Origin of the sequence: Pseudomonas sp. LH1G9 (genome assembly GCF_002949975.1) — a bacterium.
GTDB classification, from domain to species: domain Bacteria; phylum Pseudomonadota; class Gammaproteobacteria; order Pseudomonadales; family Pseudomonadaceae; genus Aquipseudomonas; species Aquipseudomonas veronii.
In genome coordinates, this window is sequence record NZ_CP026880.1 from 2,226,684 (window position 1) to 2,244,715 (window position 18,032).

Here is an 18,032-nt window from a genome sequence, read left to right on the forward strand (position 1 = left end):
ACCGGAGCGTTTATTCATGCTTGTCGCAATTGCGATTTTTATCTTCACCATCATCCTGGTCATCTGGCAGCCCAAAGGCCTGGGTGTCGGCTGGAGCGCGACCATGGGCGCGATCCTCGCACTGGCCTGCGGCGTGATCAGCCTGGCGGACATCCCGGTGGTGTGGCACATCATCTGGAATGCCACCGGCACCTTTGTCGCGCTGATCGTCATCAGCCTGTTGCTGGACGAGGCCGGGTTCTTTGCCTGGGCTGCGCTGCATGTGGCCCGTTGGGGCCGTGGTCGCGGCCGGCGGTTGTTTGCCTACATGGTGCTGCTCGGCGCGTTGGTGTCGGCGCTGTTTGCCAATGACGGCGCGGCACTGATCCTCACGCCGATTGTGATGTCGATGCTGCTGGCGTTGCGTTTTTCTCCGGCGGCGACCCTGGCGTTCGTCATGGGCGCCGGGTTTATCGCCGACACGGCGAGCCTGCCGCTGGTGGTGTCGAACCTGGTGAACATTGTCTCGGCGGACTATTTCAAGATCGGCTTCAATGAATACGCAGCGGTGATGGTGCCGGTGAACCTGGTCAGCGTCGCCGCCACCCTGGCGGTGCTGTTGTGGTTTTTCCGCCGCGATATTCCGCAGACCTACGACCCGGCCGACCTGGCGGCCCCGGCCAGCGCCATTCACGACCACGCCACTTTTCGCGCCGGCTGGTGGGTGCTGGGTATCCTGCTGATCGGCTGCTTTGCCCTGGAACCGTTGGGGATTCCCATCAGCGCGATCTCTGCAGTGTGCGCGGTGTTGCTGCTGGTGATCGCCGCCAAAGGCCACAAGATTTCCACGCGCAAAGTGCTCAAGGAAGCGCCCTGGCATATCGTGATCTTTTCCCTGGGCATGTACCTGGTGGTCTACGGGCTGCGCAACGCCGGGCTGACCACATACCTGGCGACCTGGCTCGACACCTTCGCCACCTACGGCGTATGGGGCGCGGCGATGGGCACCGGGGTGCTGACGGCATTGTTGTCCTCGGCAATGAACAACCTGCCGACCGTGTTGATCGGTGCGCTGTCTATCGAATCCAGCCATGCCGCGGGCGTGGTCAAGGACGCGATGATCTACGCCAACGTGATCGGCAGCGACCTCGGCCCGAAAATCACCCCCATCGGCAGCCTGGCCACCCTGCTGTGGCTGCATATCCTGGCGCGCAAAGGCATCACCATCACTTGGGGTTACTACTTCAAGGTCGGCATCGTCCTGACCTTGCCGGTGTTGCTGATCACTCTCGCCGCCCTCGCCTTGCGTCTTAGCCTCTGAAGGACATACGCCAATGAAAGTCTTGTTCATGTGTACCGCCAACAGCTGACGGAGCATTTTGTCCGAAGCGATGTTCAACCACCTGGCGCCAGAAGGGTTTGAGGCGGTCAGCTCCGGCAGCTTCCCCAAGGGTCAGGTGCTGCCCCGCAGCCTGAGCACGTTGCAGGCCACGCAGGGCTTGTACAGCAAGGGCAACGACGCCTTTGAAGGCAGCCCGCCGGATGTGGTGATCACGGTGTGCGACAAGGCCGCCGGTGAAGCCTGCCCAGTGTATTTCGGCCCGGCGCTGAAGGCGCACTGGGGGTTGGCAGACCCTTCGGATGTCGGGCGACGAGGCGAGCATCCAAGCCGCATTCGACCCGAGCGGCTTGCCATTACCCGATGATGCCCCGCGTGAGCATCCGAAGGTGCAGGAGCTGTTGGAACGGATGCAATGGTCGGAAGGCCAGGTCTGGTGTTCCCCTGAACGACACGGTTCGATGTCGGCGGTGTTCAAAGCGCAAATCGACTGGGTGCCGTTGTCCTTGGGCGCGGTCCGCCCGACCCAGGGCAAAACCCTGGCGGTGATGCAAGTGTGCGGCGGTTCCCAGTCCTTCAACACGGTCAACCAACTGCGCGTACTCGGGCGTTGGATGCGTATTCACCATCCCCAATCAATCCTCGGTGCCCAAGGCGTTCATGGAGTTCGATGATCAGGACCGCATGAAACCCTCGGCGCTCTATGATCGCGTTGTCGACGTGATGGAGGAACTGGTGAAGTTCGCCGTGCTGCTGCGTGATCGTCCGGATTTGGTCGACCGCTACTCGGAGCGCAGGGAAAGCGCCGAAGAACTGTCGCAACGGGTCAATCAACGGTCGATCTGAGCCTGGCTGACGGCGTATGCTCACGGCCATCCCATGACTGAGCCGACCCCATGAGCACCCTGCAACACGCCTGGCTGGGCGACTACGAAATCAACAGCGTCCACTGCTCCGGCCTGACCTTTGCCCGCCATAGCCACGACGAATGCGTGATCGGCGTGAACCTGGTGGGCGAAGAAAACGTGTGGCTGGACCGCCGCGAGTTCGTGGCCGGGCCAGGCGCCATCACCTTGTACAACCCCGGGCAGATTCAGGGCGGCGGTGCGGCGGAAGGCGCGCCGTGGCAGTTTATCAGCCTGTACGTCAGCGCCGAGCAACTGGCCGCCGACCTGGGGTTGGCGCATGTCGAATTCGATCGATCGTTGTGTTTCCAGCCGGATCTGGCGCGGCGCCTGGCGGTTGTGGCAAAAGGCGCATCGAGCGGCGACGTTCTGGTCCGCGAGCTGAACGAAGACGCCCTGGTTGTGCTGCTGGGAGAAGTGGTCGGCCTCAGCGGCGTGCGCTTGCCCGGCAACGCGGCAGCCGGCAAAAGCCTGATCGGCCGCGCCCAGGAATTGCTCGCCGCACAGTTGCATCAATCGCTGCCCCTGGACCACCTCGGCGAGGCGCTGGGGTTGTCCAAGTTCCACCTGCTGCGCACCTTTCAAAAAGAGACCGGGCTCAGCCCTCGCCAGTGGGCCATGCAATTGCGCACGCGCCGCGCCAAAGGCCTGTTGCGCAATGGGATGGCGGCTGGCGAGGTCGCCCATCAGCTCGGTTTTGCCGACCAGAGCCACCTCAACCGGCATTTCCGCGCCGCCTATGGCCTCACGCCTGGCCGCTATCAGAGTGTGGCGAAACGCTGAACAGCACAATCTGGTCCAAGACAACGCGTGCGTGCGCCAGCACACTGCCCGCCATCACTTGATGGAGCATAGGGATGCTGGCGATCTTCTTTTACGCACTGGTATTCGGTTTTGTGTTTTGCCTGTCTCCCGGCGCCGTGTTGGCGGAGACCTTGCGCCGTGGTTTGCAGCACGGTTTCACCCCGGCATTGTTGGTGCAGGTCGGTTCGCTGGTCGGCGATGCGGTGTGGGCCGTTATCGGCCTGACCGGCATCGCGCTGTTGATCCAGCATGACGCCGTGCGCGTGCCGCTGACCCTCCTCTGCGCGCTCTACCTAGCCTGGCTCGGCGTGCGCAGCCTGCTCGACGCCTGGCGTTTGCCCGCAGCCGACAGCGCACCGGCCGGCTCCGGCACGAATGCGCTGGCGGTGGGCGCAGCCATTTCGCTGGCCAACCCGAAGAACATTGTGTACTGGGGGGCGCTGGGCAGTGCGTTGTCGGGCATCGTCGGGGCTACGCCCAGCCACACGCAGACGCTGATGTTTTTCGGCGGTTTCATGCTGGCCTCGGTGCTGTCGTGTTTTCTGACGGCCGCACTGGTCAATCTGCTGCGCAAGAACGCCTCGCCGACCTGGCAACGCATCAGTTACGCGGCGTGCGGTGTAGTCTTGATCTATCTCGCCGTTCTCGCCGCGCAAGGCATATGAAGTTATATATGCCCGGTAACTTATGAATATGTTTTATCTGAATAGACTCTGAACACTTGGTATTTTAATTAATCATGCGTTGACATTCCGCAACTGGCTGAGTAGATTGCCCCTGCCCGCAATTGGGGCCTTTTTTAAACCTCACAAAAGAAGCCAATGGACACAGTATCTAGTCGCTGTCCGAGCACCGCGTTGGCGGGCATCGGGCGCCCAACCCAGAAGATGACAGGACTTGCCTCTCCGGTCCGGTAAGCTGCGCTAGAGCTTGTGCTCCACCGTAACTGCCTCACCGGTCGCCCGTCCGGTCCCGAGGTGTGTTATGACCTTCCAAACCTTTGTTGTAAAAGATGTACGAACGCTGGCCGCGACCCTGCGGGCCAAGCTGTGCCGAGCGCCCGCAGGCGTTTGTGTTGCCCGCCCAACCTTTGCCGTACCCTCCCCTCGAATGCGCCCGGCCCATCCGCTGGCGCACTGGCGTGCCTGCCCGACGACTGGCCGACTGCAGCAGCATTGGGCTCACGCCGCCCCTCAAGACCCACAGAGACGTAACGTTTCCAACCTGGCTGAAGCCCGCCTGATGCCCGCTCTTTACCTGGGCACTCGCGCCGCTTGACCGCTTGGAAACAGCAACTTTCTGATCAATACCCTGGAGTTCTTTTATGAACCTTTCCAGTAGTAGCCCGCTGCGCGCGCAGTAACTAACGCGCACTTAGCGGGCCCATTGAAAGTTATTCAACACCTTATTTGAACCGATCGCGAAGTCCGCGGCTCGGCATGCTTTCGCTCGCCTGTCATCAGGTCAGTACCGGGTATGTTTTGTCGAGAACTGGCGACAGGAGTACACACCATGAGCGCCGTAAAAAAACCGCCACAGCCCAACAAAAACCGCACCGACGCCGACACTCGGCTATCGATGCGGGCCGCCCGCGAAGCCCATAACGGCCTGTCGGCCACCCTGGCCAATGTGCGAGCCACTCTGGATGGCCTGACCGAGTTGGATGCCACTGCACGCCTGCAACAGCAAGGCCATAACGAAGTCGCCCATGACAAGCCGCCTCACGCGTTCATCCAGTTCCTGCAGGCGCTGAACAATCCGTTTATCTATGTGCTGCTGACGCTGGGCGCGATCAGCTTCGTCACCGATTACTGGTTGCCGTTGCAGGCCGGTGAAGAAGTCGACCTGACCAAAGTCATCATCATCATGACCATGGTCCTGCTCAGCAGCCTGCTGCGGTTCTGGCAGGAGCACCGTTCGGCCAAATCCGCCGAAACGCTCAAAGCCATGGTCCGCACCACCGCCACCGTACTACGCCGCGAACAGGTCGGCGCCCAGCCAACCCTGCGCGAAGTGCCGATGCGCGAACTGGTGGCCGGCGATATCGTGCAACTGTCGGCCGGCGACATGATCCCGGCCGACATCCGCCTGATCGAATCGCGTGACCTGTTCATCAGCCAGGCGGTGCTGACCGGCGAAGCCTTGCCCGTGGAAAAATACGACACGCTGGGGGACGTGACGCAAAAGTCCGCCAGTACCCTTGCCGCCGACCAGGGCAACTTGCTCGACCTGCCGAACATCTGCTTCATGGGCACCAACGTGGTCAGCGGCCGCGCCAAAGCCGTGGTGGTGGCCACCGGACCGCGCACCTACTTCGGCTCGCTGGCCAAGGCGATTGTCGGCTCGCGGGCGCAGACCGCGTTTGATCGCGGCGTGAACAGCGTCAGCTGGCTGCTGATCCGCTTCATGCTGGTGATGGTGCCGATCGTGTTCTTCCTCAACGGTTTCTCCAAGGGTGACTGGGGCGATGCCTTCCTGTTTGCCCTGGCGGTCGCCGTCGGCCTGACCCCGGAAATGCTGCCGATGATTGTCAGCGCCAACCTGGCCAAGGGCGCCACCGCCATGGCCAAGCGCAAAGTGGTGGTCAAGCGCCTCAACGCGATCCAGAACTTCGGTTCGATGGACGTGCTGTGTACCGACAAGACCGGCACCCTGACCCAGGACAAGATCATCCTCGAACATCACGTCAACGCCTTTGGCCAGCGCGATGACGCGGTGCTGTCGCTGGCCTGGCTCAACAGCTATCACCAAAGCGGCATGAAGAACCTGATGGACCAGGCCGTGGTGCAGTTCTCGGCACAAAACCCCAAGTTCCAGGCGCCGTTTGCCTACAGCAAGGTCGATGAATTGCCGTTCGACTTTGTACGCCGTCGCCTGTCGATTGTGGTCAAGGACGCCGCCGGCGACCATCTGCTGGTGTGCAAGGGTGCCGTGGAAGAGATGCTGAGCATTGCCACCCACGTGATCGAAGCCGGCGCCGCGGTGCCGCTGGATCAGCGGCGTCGCGAGGCGTTGCTGGCGATTGCCAATGACTACAACGAAGACGGCTTTCGCGTGTTGGTGGTGGCCACCCGCAATATCCCGAACGCGTTGGCGCGCCGGCAGTACACCACCGCCGATGAGCGCAACCTGGTGATCCAGGGGTTCCTAACCTTCCTTGATCCACCGAAGGAAACCGCAGGCCCGGCGATTGCGGCGCTGCAACAGATCGGCGTAGCGGTAAAAGTGCTGACCGGCGACAACGCCGTGGTCACCAGCAAGATCTGCCGCCAGGTCGGCCTCGACCCAGGCCAGCCGCTGCTCGGCGTGGACATCGAAGCAATGGACGATGCGACCCTGCAGCGCCGCGTGGAAGAGCGCACGGTGTTCGCCAAGCTGACACCGCTGCAGAAGTCGCGGGTGCTCAAGGCCCTGCAAGCCAACGGCCACACTGTCGGTTTCCTCGGTGACGGTATCAACGATGCGCCGGCGCTGCGCGATGCCGACGTGGGGATCTCGGTGGACAGCGGCACCGACATCGCCAAGGAATCGGCCGACATCATCCTGCTGGAAAAGAGCCTGATGGTGCTGGAAGAAGGCGTGCTCAAGGGCCGCGAAACCTTCGGCAATATCATGAAGTACCTGAACATGACCGCCAGCTCCAACTTCGGCAACGTGTTCTCGGTGCTGGTGGCCAGTGCGTTCATTCCGTTCATGCCGATGCTGGCGATCCACCTGCTGCTGCAGAACCTGATGTACGACATCTCCCAACTGGCCTTGCCGTGGGACAAGATGGACAAGGAATACCTGGCCAAGCCACGCAAGTGGGACGCGAAGAACATCGGCCGCTTCATGCTGTGGATCGGGCCAACCTCGTCGATCTTCGACATCACCACCTTTGCGCTGATGTGGTACGTGTTCGCCGCCAACAGCGTGGAGATGCAGACCCTGTTCCAGTCCGGCTGGTTCATCGAGGGCCTGCTCTCGCAAACCCTGGTGGTGCATATGCTGCGCACCCGCAAGATCCCGTTCTTCCAGAGCACCGCGGCATGGCCGGTGTTGCTGATGACCGGTGTGGTGATCGCCCTGGGGATCTATGTGCCGTTCTCGCCGCTCGGCACCCTGGTGGGCCTGCAACCGCTGCCGCTGGCGTACTTCCCATGGCTGGCAGGCACCTTGCTCAGCTACTGCTGCGTGGCTCAACTGATGAAGACGATCTACATCCGCCGCTTCAAGCAGTGGTACTGATCACTCCCGCCGTTCAGACGGTGGCGGTCGCTCGGCTGCCACCGTGCATTACAAGGATTTCAAGCATGCGCGTGTTGATCTGTGCAGGTCGTCATTACGCCGACACCCAACGTTCCCGCCACGTGCTGGACGCTTACCACCGCCTGCGCCCGGTGCAGGTATTGATCCACGGCGGCAACCAGTTCCTCGGCAGCGAGATCGAGGAGTGGGCGCGGGAAATCGGCATCGACGTGGTGCGTTATCCGCCCAATTGGCAACGCCACGGCAAGCAGGCGGAACGCCAGCGCAACCATTTCATGCTGACCGACAGCCGCCCTGATGTGGTCATCGCCCTGCCCGGTGGCGATGACACGTCAGAGCTGGTCTGTCAGGCCAAAGCCAGCGGCATTTCGGTGCTGACCGTAGAAAGCTGAATTCAAGCGAGGCACAACATGTACAAAAAACACCGCCAACCCTCGGACAGGGTTACCCGCTATCGAGGCGCTCGCCAAACCCTCTTGTTGTTACCGCCAGCCAAACGGCGGGCGTTACGGCGCAACCTGATGTTTATCGGGCTTACACTCAGCGTCGTCCTGCTCATCAGCCTACTCTCGAAGGCTTTCGCGGCCGGGGGCGCTTATGCAGTCGACGACGGCGCGATCAATGCGCCGGGCGAATGCAACGTCGACGCCTGGTACAGCGCCCACCGACACGACGGCGGCACGCACAATGAGACACTGTCGCCTGCCTGCACCTTCGAGGCCCTGCCCGCCGTGCAATGGGGCGCGGCATTGTCACGGGCCAACCGCGAGACGCAAGTGAGCCCGCAAGTGAAGGCGCAGGTAATGTCACGTCAGGACCTGCGCCTGGAGATAGCCGTGTCCGCCAGCGCCCACGTTGCCCTGGACCGGCGACATGCGTTTGATGGCGCGGACGTCAACGCGCCGTTGACGTGGCAACCGCTGGAGCCCCTGCGACTGAACCTGAATGCCGGCTGGACCCACGCGTATGACGACGGCGAGCAAAACCAGCGTCTCACATGGGGCGCCGGCGCCGAATATCGGGTAGCGCACTCGTTGACGCTGATTGTCGAGCGCTACGGCCAAAAAGGCGCTGAGCAGGCCTGGCAAGCGGGGCCGCGGTTCCACCTTGGGCCGTTGATCGACATCGATGTGGTGGTTGGGCGCAGCCTGGTCGCTGAACGCGCGCAATGGTTGACCACCGGCGCCACGTTGCGTTTCTAGGCGTCACGCCTTCGCAGGGGTGGCGTCCTCTGGCGGAACCCGATGACCGCGGGGTGGGCACGCCTTATGATGGCGCCATCGCGCCGCCCAGACAGAGAGAAAGCCCGTGAACCGTATCGAACAGATCGCCCTGATGGCGACCTACAACCAGTGGATGAACCGTAAAGTCTACGACGCGGCCGCGAAGCTGACGGACGCCGAACTACGGATGGACCGCCGCGCATTTTTCGGCTCGATCCTCGGCACGCTGAACCACCTGACACTGGGCGACACCGTGTGGCTCAAACGCTTTGCCCAGCACCCCGCCAGCCATGCGGCGCTGGCACCGTTAAGCGCCATTGCCGCGCCCACCGATCTCAAGCAACTGGCCTTCGCCGACCTGCACGAACTGGCCACCCACCGCGCCTGGCTGGATCGACTGATCATCGACTGGGCGCAAAGCCTGCGCGAGCCTGACCTCGACCTGCGCCTGCATTACCACAACATGCGCGGGGTCGCGGCGGACAAACCGTTCTTCGGCCTGCTGGTGCATTTTTTCAATCATCAGACCCACCACCGGGGCCAGCTGACAACACTGCTGACCCAGGCCGGACACGATGTGGGCGATACCGACCTGCTCGCGCTGATCGACTGAACTCAGCGGGCGCTGAACTCGGCGTAAGCCTGCAACAAACGTGGAAAATCCTCCGGCCCAGGCAATTGTGCAAAGTGCTCGACCGCCGGCGTCGTGGCCCAGGGCAATTTCTCGCTGGTCCAGGTTTCCATGAACGGCGGATAATCCTCGGCATTCTCCAGCATCGTCGCACGCACATTGACGAACTCATCGATGCCATGGGGCCGTGTAAACAGCCAGCTCATGCAATGGGGGCAAAAGTAATGGCGGTCCACGCCATGCATGCCGCCGATCACCGGGCAACCCTGGGTCACGGTGAACGCGCTGGCGGGAATCAGCGCACTGAGGGAGAACGCGCTGGCGGTCATCTTCTGACAACCGGTGCAATGGCAGGCCATGGTGATCACGGGGGGCTGGCTCACACTGAAGCGCACGCGGTTACAACGGCAACTGCCTTCACGAGGCAGGTTCTCGACGCTCATCACTCACTCCTTTTTATGATTGGACTTGAGGCAGGGTAACGTCGAGCCTTGCTGTTGAGAAGGGCCAGGCCCGTAAACCGAACGCTGCGACCAGCACGGGGTCGTAATTGTAGGTGTCGGGATCAATCGCAGCCCGCCCTCCCTGCGTGCATTGTGGATCTGCAGATGCGCGTATACCCAAGAAGGAGACGCTTACATGGTCATTCACTTCAAGGTCGCCGGGCACTTAGCCTGCGGCCATCACGGCGGCAGCCTCCCCTCCAGCACCGAGCTGAACCGCGTCAAATGCCGAACCTGCCGCAACACCGAGGCCTACAAGGAAGCGCGCCGCACCCAGCGCAACGCCGCCCGCCGAGCTTCGCGCGCAGCCAAGACCCACACCTCCAGCGACTGGCGCAGCGCCTGGGCGCAACACTTGACCGACCTGCCAGGGTTGCAGCGCCTGCCACGCGGCTTCAGTGGTCAGCCCTTCGTGTAGTCCCAAGCAGCAGAAGCCCCGGTTGCGTCGGGGCTTGGTTCTGCTGAATCAGTCACTCAGTCATCATTGGACCCCGGCCTGCCACGCGCCTTGCGCACCGACAGCGTGGCCGCATAGGCCAGCGCCTGCTCGCGGGAATCGAAGGACGCCAACCGGTCCTGAGCCGTACACACCTGCCACGGCCCGAAATTGACCTGCACGATGTCATACCCATTCAGATGCAGCTTCTTGAGTGTTGGAGCGCTCATAGTCACCTCGCTTTTCCTGAGATTTCCAAGCGTTGCACGGCCTACCTTACACCTGCATCCAGCGCCGTTGCGGACCGCATGTCGCAGCGGCTTATGCCCAAGGCCGCCACTGCTGAGTCGTCCACTCTGAAGCAGCGTGACGGCGTATTGCCGCACCTGTCATTTATGAGGCGTATTCGCCGGCCCTGGGAATCTTCGGCTTGTGCTCAAAAGCCGATGTAGATCACTGATCTATCGAGCTTTTTCATCCCGATGTTTGTGCAAGAAAGGCAACCTCCGACCTTGCGCCCTGGCGCCCGGATCTATATATTCCCAACCCTGCTGCACCGCGCTGCCGCCCGAATGGCGAAACTGGTAGACGCATGGGACTTAAAATCCCCCGCTCGTAAGGGCGTGCCGGTTCGATTCCGGCTTCGGGCACCATAAATATCAAGGGCTTGCATGATGAACTTCATGCGAGCCCTTATCTTTTTTGCTCCGCAATTTTCAGACCTGTTCCGCAACTCTCCATTCCCCGGCGTCCTGCCGACCGAACACCAACGCCTATTTTGAAACACTCCTCACATACGCCTGGCACGCCCACAGCGCGATCAATCCTTGATCGCCGTCACCGGTGATGGCGAGAATTCGTTGAGCACTCGGTGACGGATGATCCGGGCCACGGCGATCTGTCCGTCCAGACCTGCACCACGGGCCTCACGCCAAAGGGGAGGCGCGCCAAGATATCCCGGTCTTTTCCGGTTGCAGTCATACTTTTCTCCCTACGAAAAAACCCGCACAACGGCGGAGATTAGAGGTGAACAGCAGCTTGGTTTACGTGGGCGCGCGGTGCAGTACCAAGATGAATATTGGCAATACAGCTATTGCGACAACGAGTTCCCGCACCGTTATTATTTGACAGCCTCTAGATGGGGCACATCGCTATCATCTGCGCCAAATTACGCATAGCAGAAGGAGCGTGTTAATCGTGTTGAGACCCGCCAAAACTACCAATCGCCACGGATGGGTTTGGGTCTACAGAAAAATCAGACACCTTGGATTCTCTCGTTTTACTGCTTTTTACAGGGTCAGCCTCTACGTTCTACGAGGAGATACCGGAACTTTCAGGTTCAAGTATGGCTGGCAAAAATTCCGCTTCCGCCGTTAATTACGGATGGCGCCGGGCTTAAAGGTTCACGCCCGACGCATGCCCTCATGCGAACTTAAAATCCCCCGCTCGTAAGGGCGTGCCGGTTCGATTACGGCTTTGGGTACCATGGATATCAAGGGCGTGCATGATGAACTTCGTGCAGGCCCTTATTTTTTTGAGCCACAATCATCTGTCCGGCTCCGCAATTCCCCATTCCTAAGCGTCTGGCCAACCGAACACCAGGTCTTTCGCCGTGCCCTCACTTTGTAGCGCAAGGTTCTGAACTTGCCGCCCAATACATCTATTACAAACAAATACCCCACGACAATCACATTATTCTTCCGTGCATTTTTCCTGCGCCTGACCGCTTCGGCTCGAGAGATAAAACCCACCCCACCGTACCGGCCCACCTTTTCTTTAGTGAAGTTGAGAGTCATCCCTATTTGACTCACAAACCCTGCAGCCAGGTGGAAAACTTAGTTACGCGAAGTATTAGCATTTACATCATTACACTCAGACCTAAATACCGATAAATAGGCACTTTTATAACTCATCGCACCTTGCTTTAATTAAGGCAGACGCCTTACCCTCCACGCCCGATAAAAAGCGCAACCAGTACTAAGTTGTGGCGCGTCTTACCGCGCGAGACGAGTATCAATTTCAATTAGAGAAATACACATGAATCATCAACAGATCTCTGAACAATCTGAAGACGAGGGATATAGTCAAGTCGCCCGCGCAGCGGCAGCCTCGCGATGCACTTGGATGAGCGTCATCGTCAATATCGCGCTGTCGTGCACACAGATTGTCGTAGGCGTGATGTCAAAATCCCAGGGGCTTGTAGCCGATGGTATTCACTCGCTATCAGACTTGATCGCCGATTTCGTAGTGCTGTTCGCCAGCCACAAAAGCAAGGAGGATGCCGACGAAGGTCACCCCTATGGGCATCTGCGTTTCGAGACCGCTGCATCCATGGTATTGGGCATACTGTTGTTGATCGTGGGCGTGGGCATGATCGGTTCTGCAGTGTTCAAGCTTGAAACCCCTGAATCGATTCCAACGGTACACATTGCGGCCTTATGGGTTGCCATCGCAGCGCTGGTGGCCAAGGAGCTGTTGTTTCGCTTTATGCTGCGGGTAGCCAAAAAAGTTAAGTCTAGTCTGTTGGTTGCCAATGCCTGGCACGCAAGGTCCGACGCCGCCTCCTCCTTGGTTGTCGGCATAGGTATTGTGGGCAATCTGGCGGGCTACCCGATTCTTGACCCGATTGCTGCGCTGGTTGTTGGAGGCATGATCGCCAAGATGGGTTGGAGTTTCACTTGGGATTCGTTGCACGACCTGATGGACCGATCGGCTGATGAGCAGGAAGTCGAAACTATCCGCAATACGCTTAAAAATACCCCCGGCATTAAAGGTGTACATGATCTACGCACTCGAAAAATGGGGGACATGATCATTGTCGACGCTCATATCGAAGTGGATGCCTCAATTACCGTTGAGGAAGGTCATGCCATTGCAGTTTGCGCAAGGGAAAATGTGATGCAGATTCATCGTGTTTTGAATCTTATGACGCATGTAGATCCCTGGCACCGCCCCGACCTTGATCATTAACCTGGCGCGACGCCGGCAACACGATCCGCCGACAGGGATAGTGCAAAAGCAACTCGCCAAGCATCACAGACATATCACAAATTTTTCACACAACACTTGATTGTCCAAGTACCGAAACAAACTTAAGCCTGCGAAATACTCTCAATTATTTTTATTCATGAGCGCTTTAACCAGAACGCTTAAATATTGAAATAACAGGCCAATAGTATTAATTCAAACCACCGTCACTTAATGCTGAGACGCTCGGTTTTGAGATTCGTACTACCCCCAACCCCATGCTTTCTCACGGCACTAAACAAGCGCAAGTTCGCGTCATCGACAGGAGCAGAAACCGAGTGTATTGGCTGGGGTGGCTACCAGGCGCCGGAGTGAATTATTACTTTTTCAACAACAATGCTTTCCAGTCTTTGGGATTTATCAAAATCGCCATAGGCATAAACTAAACCCAGCTTCCAAACAAAGCGACGAAGCGCGAATCCATAGGGTCCAAGCAAACCACCCTCCAGCGCCTCGTAGAGCCTTCGGCCATAGCCAATCCGACTGAAGACGTAAATCGTTTGCATCGTTGGGACACTGAAAAAATGAAACTGTTTAAAATGTTGATTGCTGCTTCTTTTGTAATGCTGGGTAGCCAGATGGCGTTTGCCGATGAGCCTGCCGTTGAGCAATACAGCTACAGTTCGCACCTCGACATTGCCAAAGTGATTCACATGGACTCCATCCCTGACAATGTCTGTGCCGTAGTCCCTGTCCAGATGACCTACCTGGACCACCAAGGTCACGTACATGTCATGCAATACAGTGTCATGGCTAACGGTTGCTCCAACAGCTAACAGAGTCCCGACAAAGCCTGCCTGATGACAGGCTTGTTAAAACGCCCCACTGGGGCAAGCTGGGGGAAGTTCCCAGCACTATTTCCCGCCCTCTGCATCGGTGATGCAGGACTAACCCCGCCCAGTGCGGGGTTTTTTATGCGCCAACAAAACCAAGCCCAAGGAGCGCCAACTGCTGAAGCGGCGCTGCTCGATGAAAAGGCCTGGAACACGTCCAGGCCTTTTTCGAGTCGAACAACACTCGATTGCGTGCTGTCAGCCAGATTGATCGGGTGTCACGTCATCCCGAGGTTGAGCCCACTCTAAGTTACGGTCGCCGGCATCCTCCAACGCCATCCGCCTATTCGATACGACGGTATCCAAGTTGTTGACATGGATCGCCTTGTTCCACCTGACTGAACTTACATCGTATTTAGCGGCAAGTGCTTTGACCTGTGCCAAACAAACTAACGGCGAAGTCTCTTCACGGCTGCCGCCTTCGGCAATAATTGCGAATTTCCACGCATCAAGATCCATCATGTGTTGGGCTCTGACGCGTCGGACCTTCTTGTGATCGCTCTTTATATAATGTATCTCGTAATCTGCCTGCATAAGTACCTGGCATTGTCTTTGATTATCACTCTTGCGTTGAATGTGCCGCGACGGAGCCCCTCAGCTTTTGAAATGACAATCAAGCCAGTGGTCCAGCTCAGAGGCGGAATGGCGTTCGCGTGCGGGCACGTGGGCCAGGCTTTCCGCGACCCGGAGTCTATTTTCCGGGCTCGTGTCATAGCCTCTGGTTATTAAGAAGATCTCAATATACTCGGAGGGACTAATGACTTTACTGTCGCCCACGAGAACCGCTTTTACATTGGCTTTTTCGTGAAACTGGTTTTTATACGTATATTCCAATTGGCTCACCTTTTTAAGAGGGAATTTATTTCCCTACTTCAAATATGATCCTGTTTTTGCGGATTGACTCCAAAGTCAGCTATTTTATTTTTTAATGGAGAGTGATTTAACAGTCAAAAATGTAACGTTCTTTATATGGCTCTTCAGCGCACAAAAACAGGAGGCCCGCGTGGCGCTGTCGTCGATAGCCGGGGAGTTCGATATACCCAATCAACAACGACCTATTGAGGCACTCTCCAGTATCCGGCACACTCCTGGACTCTTGGAAAAAGGAATTCACCGATGCCATTCTCATTGGAAGAAAGAACAGCGTTGCTCGCACTCAAGGGGGTAGGCCCCACGGTGATTACCCGGCTTGAACAGATGGGCATTGAATCGCTGGACGCACTCAGCCAATCCAACGTGGGGGACATCCTCGCCCAAGCCTCTGCGGCATTGGGCTCGACGTGCTGGAAGAACAGCCCACAAGCGCGCGCGGCCATCACTGCGGCCGTGGCGCTTGCAAGACGCAACCCGCAGCGGTAAACGCGTTCAAGCGCCTCCCCCAGGGGTTGCTTGCTGACTACCTGCGCGGTCTAGCGTGGCTTCATCGCAGACAGCACGATTGATTCAACGAGACGCCGAGCAGCGACAAACTTGTGTTCGCTTGGCGTACTCCACTCGTTGTAGAGCACCGGGCCTTTGTCACTCACCCAGACATCGCCATCTTTCAGAATGCGGAACGCCCAGATTTCTGGCCACGCTTCTCTCCCCTGCTCGTCCAGCGTGTGCTTGCGAAGCACCACGCGACCAAAGGTGCCGCTGCCCTCATTGGCATAGAGCAGATTCGCTCTGATCAGGCCGAAATGGCCTTCAAGCTGGAAGTAACCCTCTGGCGGAACGGTAAAGCTCACGCCAAAACGGCTGTGCGTAGATGTGAAGAGTTCAGAAAGACGCGTTCGCAGGCCTTCAGTGTACTTGGCGACTTGCTCGATATCCTGGACGACAGGTCCGATACCGTTCAGCGACTCTTCAGCATATGCATCAAACAACATGGTCGGGTTTCCTTTATGGCTGGATGAGCGTCGTGTCGGGTTGCCCTCAACCCGTGTGCCAACCTGCACCCAACCAGTTTGGCGGGTCGGTGCCGGTCATCACTTGATCTGCGCTAAAGCATCGGCGAACTGCTGACCACCCGCAACGCCAACCCTTCATACGCGTCCAGGGTAATGGTGAACGCCCCTTCGGCCGTCAGATCGCCCTCGACCCGTTCATTGATGATGTCCACCACCGGCCCCGGCGCGATATTGGGCAGGTGCAGGGTTTCGGTGATCGGCGTGCTGCCGAAGTTCAACGCGGTGATTTGCGTGCCTTTACCGGCCGGCAGTTCGTGGACCATGACCAACAAGCCAGGATGTTCGACGTCCGGCACCAGGATCTGGCGACTGGCCGCGATGTCATAGGCACGGCGCACGGCGAGGATTTTCTGCAACTGGGAGGCGAACGAGTCCGGGTCCTGCAATTGGCGGTTGAGGCTGCCGTACAGGGTTTTCGAACGCGGCATCTGCCCCGCCGAAAGCTCGGCCTGCGGGTTCAGGTCCACCAGGTCGTAGGCGCCGCGGTGTATCCAGCGGGTATCGCCATCAGTCATCAGGTGCGCGACGTCATCCGCCGCCAACGGTAATGCCCCGACCAGGTCCCAGCCGGACAAGGCGAACACGCCGGGCTGCATGGCGTTGTACATCACCAGGAGCAAATGGATCTGGCGAATCTGCTCGACATCGGCCGGCGTGATCGCCGCAAGGTCACGAATGCCGAGGGCCGCCGTGATGATGCTGGCGGTGGTGCAGGACACGCCATTGGTGACGAACTTGAGGTTGTACGGCGCATGTTCGCCGGCCAGGCGCTCGTACATCTGCTCGCGGATATGCTCGCGCAGGATGTTGCCGGGAAATGTCTGCCCCTGGTAGAGGAAACTGTCATGGGCATGCAGGGTCCAGAAATGCACGAGTTCCAGGGTCAGTTCGTCATGGTTTTGCAAGGCATGGATCAGCGAGCCGGGGTCGATGCCGAGGTTGTGCATCTGGCGCAGCATCAGGCGCAGGAACTCGGTGTCGCCCATCAGCAAGGCATGCTGATAGGCCGGACGCGTGATGAAGTCGTAGGAGAGATCAGCACCGCCGTGGGACATCGACGCGATGTCGTCCAGCGTCAGGTTCAGTTCCTGGAAGCTGAAACCGCCAGCCTTGCGAATCGCGCCGCCAAGCAATTGATTACCGGTGATCGACAGCGGATGGCTTTCCGACCAGGCCGTGCCGTCGAGCTTGCGCTCCACACCGAGGAAACCGTTGGCGTCCAGGCGCAGGATCTTGGCGCCCATCACATCGATCGCGTGCAGCGCATCGCCAATGATCATCTGCTGCGCGGCGAAGGATGGATCGAGCCAGTTAAGCGACGGTTGGCCCTCCTTGAAGTAATGCAGGTAGACCCAGCGCCGCGGCTTGCCATCGACGCCGATGACCACCGGCGTGGTGCTCCAGTCGGTTTCCTTCACGCCAGGCTCGAAGAAAATCACCCGCTGCAACTGGCCGACGATGTAGTGTTTATCACGCAGCGCGTCCACCTGCAGCGGGCTGAGGTTCTGGGCATCGCGCCCGTCGGCGACCTCCGGCAGCAACGGCCAGTCTTCCTCGCGGATTTCCACCATGTGGTAGAGCCCCGGGTAGTCCTCGTAGGCCATCTCGGCCAGGCGGAAATCCGCGCCCTTGCCGGTGTGCGAGGGGATCACATCGTCGATGATCACCGCATTGTGAGCCGCCGCCATGCGTGTCAGCGCCTGCAACTGCGCCTCGGTGCCCAACTGCGGGTCGATGTCGAAGCTGATGCGATCGAAATTGCCATCGATGGTCGGCGTGTGTTCCGTCCCGGCCAAGCCGCCGGACTTTTTCAGCGGACCATTGTGAATACCCTGGATACCGATCTTCGACAAGGCATGCCACAGCGCCTCATCGCCCAGCGCTTCGAGCACCGTGCCGTTTTCACGGGTGACAATCGACGCCGGGTACGCGGTGAACCACACCGACGACAAGGCCGAAGCATCACGCGGCCGGGTATGTGCATACGGCTGTTGCCACAGGCGCCCTTGCCCCGAATAGAGCTTGGCGCGCTGGCGCGCCGCGTGCAGCATCGACTGTTGCACCAGCCAGTTCACATGATCGTTGTCAGCCGCCGTCATAAGCCCATTACCTGTCGTCGTGAAAAGGTTACTCGTAAGCATAGGAGCGGCGAGCG

17 protein-coding genes, 1 tRNA gene and 3 pseudogenes are annotated in these 18,032 nt (G+C 59.0%); 14 read left to right on the forward strand and 7 right to left on the reverse strand.

Translation table 11 applies throughout. The features are described 5' to 3' along the window. The first annotated feature begins 16 nt into the window (after positions 1 to 16). The 9 genes and pseudogenes from C5F70_RS10365 (at position 17) to C5F70_RS10405 (ending at position 9,111) form a co-directional block, all read left to right on the forward strand. On the forward strand, positions 17 to 1,300 hold the full coding sequence (locus C5F70_RS10365; RefSeq protein ID WP_104903249.1) for an arsenic transporter: 1,284 nt from the start codon (positions 17 to 19) through the stop codon (positions 1,298 to 1,300). A 70-nt stretch (positions 1,301 to 1,370) separates the two neighbouring features. Continuing rightward, positions 1,371 to 1,656: pseudogene (locus tag C5F70_RS30790) on the forward strand (arsenate reductase ArsC); the annotation flags it as partial. After that, positions 1,654 to 2,164, forward strand: a pseudogene (gene arsH, locus C5F70_RS10370) (arsenical resistance protein ArsH); the annotation flags it as partial. The pseudogenes C5F70_RS30790 and arsH, both read left to right, overlap by 3 nt. A 50-nt stretch (positions 2,165 to 2,214) precedes the next feature. Then, the gene (locus C5F70_RS10375) at positions 2,215 to 3,006 is read left to right on the forward strand and encodes an AraC family transcriptional regulator (RefSeq protein WP_046489450.1); all 792 of its coding nucleotides are present in this window, start codon (positions 2,215 to 2,217) and stop codon (positions 3,004 to 3,006) included. A 74-nt stretch (positions 3,007 to 3,080) separates the two neighbouring features. Then, a complete protein-coding gene (locus C5F70_RS10380; protein ID WP_017846331.1) occupies positions 3,081 to 3,692 on the forward strand; it encodes a LysE family transporter in 612 nt (203 codons plus the stop codon). A gap of 847 nt (positions 3,693 to 4,539) precedes the next feature. Continuing rightward, positions 4,540 to 7,254, forward strand: a complete 2,715-nt coding sequence (mgtA, locus tag C5F70_RS10390; RefSeq protein WP_104903251.1) for a magnesium-translocating P-type ATPase — start codon at positions 4,540 to 4,542, stop codon at positions 7,252 to 7,254. Between the two features lie 65 nt (positions 7,255 to 7,319). Beyond that, the gene (locus C5F70_RS10395; RefSeq protein WP_046383555.1) at positions 7,320 to 7,667 is read left to right on the forward strand and encodes a DUF2493 domain-containing protein; all 348 of its coding nucleotides are present in this window, start codon (positions 7,320 to 7,322) and stop codon (positions 7,665 to 7,667) included. A gap of 18 nt (positions 7,668 to 7,685) precedes the next feature. Next, a complete protein-coding gene (locus C5F70_RS10400; RefSeq protein WP_104903252.1) occupies positions 7,686 to 8,477 on the forward strand; it encodes a hypothetical protein in 792 nt (263 codons plus the stop codon). A gap of 106 nt (positions 8,478 to 8,583) precedes the next feature. After that, complete coding sequence (locus C5F70_RS10405; protein WP_104903253.1) at positions 8,584 to 9,111, forward strand: DinB family protein; 528 nt, start codon at positions 8,584 to 8,586, stop codon at positions 9,109 to 9,111. 2 nt (positions 9,112 to 9,113) lie between these two features. Here the strand turns inward: C5F70_RS10405 and C5F70_RS10410 are convergent, their stop codons facing one another. Next, entirely contained in the window at positions 9,114 to 9,572 is a 459-nt protein-coding gene (locus C5F70_RS10410; RefSeq protein ID WP_017846336.1) for a GFA family protein, read from the reverse strand. A 196-nt stretch (positions 9,573 to 9,768) separates the two neighbouring features. On the opposite strand from C5F70_RS10410, the gene C5F70_RS10415 reads away from it, so the two are divergent. Beyond that, on the forward strand, positions 9,769 to 10,050 hold the full coding sequence (locus tag C5F70_RS10415) for a hypothetical protein (RefSeq protein WP_017846337.1): 282 nt from the start codon (positions 9,769 to 9,771) through the stop codon (positions 10,048 to 10,050). A 56-nt stretch (positions 10,051 to 10,106) separates the two neighbouring features. Here the strand turns inward: C5F70_RS10415 and C5F70_RS10420 are convergent, their stop codons facing one another. After that, on the reverse strand, positions 10,107 to 10,298 hold the full coding sequence (locus C5F70_RS10420; protein ID WP_104903254.1) for a DUF2188 domain-containing protein: 192 nt from the start codon (positions 10,296 to 10,298) through the stop codon (positions 10,107 to 10,109). A gap of 336 nt (positions 10,299 to 10,634) precedes the next feature. Between C5F70_RS10420 and C5F70_RS10425 the strand changes: the two genes are divergently transcribed. Next, positions 10,635 to 10,721 (forward strand) — tRNA-Leu (locus tag C5F70_RS10425). 120 nt (positions 10,722 to 10,841) lie between these two features. Here C5F70_RS10425 and C5F70_RS31035 read toward each other — a convergent pair. Beyond that, positions 10,842 to 10,934: pseudogene (locus C5F70_RS31035) on the reverse strand (lysis protein); the annotation flags it as partial. Positions 10,935 to 12,105: 1,171 nt separating this feature from the next. Here C5F70_RS31035 and C5F70_RS10440 point away from each other — a divergent pair. Continuing rightward, the gene (locus C5F70_RS10440; RefSeq protein WP_046383563.1) at positions 12,106 to 13,038 is read left to right on the forward strand and encodes a cation diffusion facilitator family transporter; all 933 of its coding nucleotides are present in this window, start codon (positions 12,106 to 12,108) and stop codon (positions 13,036 to 13,038) included. Positions 13,039 to 13,391: 353 nt separating this feature from the next. Here the strand turns inward: C5F70_RS10440 and C5F70_RS30565 are convergent, their stop codons facing one another. Continuing rightward, a complete protein-coding gene (locus C5F70_RS30565) occupies positions 13,392 to 13,601 on the reverse strand; it encodes a hypothetical protein (RefSeq protein ID WP_158683853.1) in 210 nt (69 codons plus the stop codon). Positions 13,602 to 13,634: 33 nt separating this feature from the next. On the opposite strand from C5F70_RS30565, the gene C5F70_RS10445 reads away from it, so the two are divergent. Next, positions 13,635 to 13,871: a DUF2790 domain-containing protein gene (locus C5F70_RS10445; RefSeq protein WP_169884367.1), complete on the forward strand. Its 237-nt coding sequence runs from the start codon at positions 13,635 to 13,637 to the stop codon at positions 13,869 to 13,871. A gap of 255 nt (positions 13,872 to 14,126) precedes the next feature. Here the strand turns inward: C5F70_RS10445 and C5F70_RS10450 are convergent, their stop codons facing one another. After that, on the reverse strand, positions 14,127 to 14,390 hold the full coding sequence (locus tag C5F70_RS10450) for a hypothetical protein (RefSeq protein WP_141123472.1): 264 nt from the start codon (positions 14,388 to 14,390) through the stop codon (positions 14,127 to 14,129). A gap of 654 nt (positions 14,391 to 15,044) precedes the next feature. On the opposite strand from C5F70_RS10450, the gene C5F70_RS10460 reads away from it, so the two are divergent. Continuing rightward, positions 15,045 to 15,287, forward strand: coding sequence for a Pathogenicity locus (locus C5F70_RS10460; RefSeq protein WP_104903255.1), 243 nt, complete (start codon positions 15,045 to 15,047; stop codon positions 15,285 to 15,287). A 50-nt stretch (positions 15,288 to 15,337) separates the two neighbouring features. Here the strand turns inward: C5F70_RS10460 and C5F70_RS10465 are convergent, their stop codons facing one another. Together C5F70_RS10465 and treS are read right to left on the reverse strand one after the other, a co-directional pair. Continuing rightward, complete coding sequence (locus C5F70_RS10465) at positions 15,338 to 15,796, reverse strand: hypothetical protein (RefSeq protein WP_104903256.1); 459 nt, start codon at positions 15,794 to 15,796, stop codon at positions 15,338 to 15,340. A gap of 113 nt (positions 15,797 to 15,909) precedes the next feature. Continuing rightward, entirely contained in the window at positions 15,910 to 17,976 is a 2,067-nt protein-coding gene (gene treS / locus C5F70_RS10470; RefSeq protein ID WP_017846345.1) for a maltose alpha-D-glucosyltransferase, read from the reverse strand. Between the last annotated feature and the right edge of the window lie 56 nt (positions 17,977 to 18,032).